The organism is Streptomyces yaizuensis, assembly GCF_034961445.1.
Classification (GTDB): domain Bacteria; phylum Actinomycetota; class Actinomycetes; order Streptomycetales; family Streptomycetaceae; genus Streptomyces; species Streptomyces yaizuensis.
The window spans coordinates 148014-150617 of sequence record NZ_BSBI01000001.1 but is presented as its reverse complement, the minus strand read 5'-3'; the positions used below and the strand labels follow the sequence as shown (position 1 = coordinate 150617).

At 73.7% G+C, this 2604-nt stretch carries 2 protein-coding genes; one reads left to right on the top strand and one right to left on the bottom strand.

Translation table 11 applies throughout. From position 1 onward, the window contains the following. Positions 1-218: 218 nt before the first annotated feature. Positions 219-1589: an MFS transporter gene (locus tag SYYSPA8_RS00620; RefSeq protein ID WP_323444865.1), complete on the bottom strand. Its 1371-nt coding sequence runs from the start codon at positions 1587-1589 to the stop codon at positions 219-221. Between the two features lie 511 nt (positions 1590-2100). On the opposite strand from SYYSPA8_RS00620, the gene SYYSPA8_RS00615 reads away from it, so the two are divergent. Then, positions 2101-2589, top strand: coding sequence for a GNAT family N-acetyltransferase (locus tag SYYSPA8_RS00615; protein WP_323444864.1), 489 nt, complete (start codon positions 2101-2103; stop codon positions 2587-2589). The last annotated feature ends 15 nt before the right edge of the window (positions 2590-2604 follow it).

Sequence of the window (2604 nt, the reverse complement as noted above, 5' to 3'; positions counted from 1 at the left end):
GGCGAAGGGCCTCAGAATTCGTCGGGTCGGGTCGAGACGTGTCGTGGCGGTTCGGCGAGTGGAAGAGCGTCCGTCGGAGGAAGGCGCGACCGGGCAGACGGGAGCCGCGTGCCACGGTGACGAGGAGGTGTCAGGGGCAGGAGGGGGCAGGGGTCGGGAGGGGTACGGACGGCGGAGGCGGCGGGGAGGGGCGGTGCGGAGGCCGGCGGGCCGCAGGCTCAGACGGCGGGCCGTGGGCCGGCGGTACTCGCCCCGGGCCCGGCGCCCGGACCGGCAGCCGGGCCGGCACCCGGACCACTGTCCGGACCACTGCCCGGCCCGGTTTCCGGCCCGGTTTCCCGCCCGGTTTCCGGCAGCGGGCCGGTGGGCCGCAGTCCGCCGGTGACCTGCGTGAGGGCGGCGACGAGCAGGCACAGCACCCCGCAGAAGGTGCCGGTCAGCCCCAGTGCCCCGGTGAGCCCCGCCCCCCACACCCCGGCGACGGCCCCCACCCGGTCCACGACGGGCGCGGCGAGCGCCTCGGCCAGCGGGACCGACAGGACGATCGAGAACGGGGTGAGCCCCCAGGCGATCATGCGCCGGAGGCTGAAGACCCGGCCCTGGAGTTCCACGGGCACCTGTGCCTGCCAGATCGTCTGGCTGGACGCGTTGAGCAGCGGGACCGAGGCCCCGTAGAGGAAGGAGGCGGCGTAGAGCGCGTACTCGTGCCGCAGCAGTCCCATCGCCGCCATGCAGGCCCCGGCGAGCAGCGCCCCGGCCAGGACGCCGTGGTGCTTGGCGGCCGGGCCGCCGGTGGCGGAGTAGACGGCGCCGCCGGCCACGGTGCCCGCGCCGACGAGGGAGAGCAGCACGCCGAGCGTCCCGGAGGTGGTGAACGACAGGACGTAGGGCGCGTAGAGGACGGTGAAGATCGACAGGCCGACGTTGACGCAGACGAAGAAGGCCAGCAGCCGCAGCAGGTCCCGGCGGTCCCTGAGGAAGTGCCAGGCGACGGTCAGGTCGTCGCGGAACCCGGCGCGGAAGGAGCCGGTGGGACGGTGCCGGGGGGCGGGGAAGCGGAGCCGCAGCAGCAGGGCCCCGCAGGCGAGGAAGGACACCAGGTCGAAGGCGGCGATGCCGGCCACGCCGACCAGCTGGTAGAGGAAGGCCCCGAGGACCGGGGAGCCGATGGTGACCACGCCCATCAGGCTCTCCGCGACGCCGTTGACGCGGGCCCGCCGCTCCGGGGCGGCGAGGACGGTGATGCTCGCGCCCACGGCGGGCCAGGAGAAGGCGGTGATCGAACTCATCACGCACCAGACCACGCCGACCAGGAGCGGTGTCAGGTTGTCGGTGAGCGCGACGGACAGGGTGAGGGCGAGGGTGACGGCGCCCGCGCCCTGGCACATCAGCAGGACGGCCCGGCGGTCGAAGCGGTCCACGACCACTCCCGCCACCGGGGCCAGTAACAGGCCGGGGAGGGCCGCGACGACGGCGAGCGTCGCGAACAACGCGAACGAACCCGTCTCCCGGAAGACCCACACGTTCATGCCGAAGCCCGTCACCGCCGAGCCCAGAGCGGTGGTGGCCTGGGCGACCACCAGCGTCATCGCGGACCCCTTGGGCGGACAGTCTCCGTCCTGGTCGCGCGCGATGTTCCGTTCCCCCACAGACGTGCCCCAAATCCGTTATGCCCCACACGAGTTGAGTTCGCGTCAGGCTAATGAACACACGACCGTCACACAATCCCCCCCTCTCCTCACCTGCGGTTCCCGCCGGGAAACCGGACGGAGACCGGGGTGACCAGCGAGGACGGCGGGCGGCGGAACCACCGCCGGGGACGGTCCCGCGCCGGGTTGGAGAGATCCCATAGGTCCCGGCGGCCCCGGCACGGCGGCCGGAAATGGCCCTGACACCCGGGAGGGCGGCCCTCATGGCCCGTGCCGGGGGCCCGGACCGGACCGGCCGGGGTCTCCACCAGTAACCGGTGCACAGGGCACGGTTTTTGGAGACCTTCCATAAAGCGCGGCGGCGGGCCGGCGGCGTACCACCCCCGGGCGCGGCCCGCCACGGGCCGCGCCGTGTTACGTGTAGGAAACAACTTCTCGGCAGAATCCCGGTATGAAGATCATGGAGACCGCGAAGATGGTGGAGATCAAGGAAGTTCCCTGGACCGACCCCGACGCGACCGCGCTGCGCGCCCGCCAGCGCGTGGAGATCGCCGCCGTCTACGGCTCGCCGGAGAGCGAGCCGGGACCGGCCCCGTCGGCGGCGGACACGGCCGCCTTCTTCGTGACGTACGACGCCCGGGGCACGGCCGTGGGCTGCGGCGGGCTGCGGGACCTCGGCGGCGGCACGGGCGAGATCAAGCGGATGTACGTGGCCCCGGACCAGCGGGGCACGGGCGTCGCCGGGCTGATCCTGCGCACCCTGGAGGAGCGGGCGCGCGAGCTGGGCTGGAGTCGGCTGCGAGTGGAGACCGGCAGCCGGCTCACCGCCGCCATCCGCTGCTACACCCGCGCCGGTTACGCCCCCATACCCGCCTACGGGCCCTACGTGGGGGCGGAGGACTCGCACTGCTTCGAGCGGACCCTGCCACCGGCTCCCTGAGGGCCGGGGAGGGGC

Coding starts and splice junctions, on each gene's coding strand:
- SYYSPA8_RS00620 (WP_323444865.1), bottom strand. CDS start 1,589: ATGACGCTGGTGGTCGCCCAGGCCACCACCGCTCTGGGCTCGGCGGTG.
- SYYSPA8_RS00615 (WP_323444864.1), top strand. CDS start 2,101: ATGAAGATCATGGAGACCGCGAAGATGGTGGAGATCAAGGAAGTTCCC.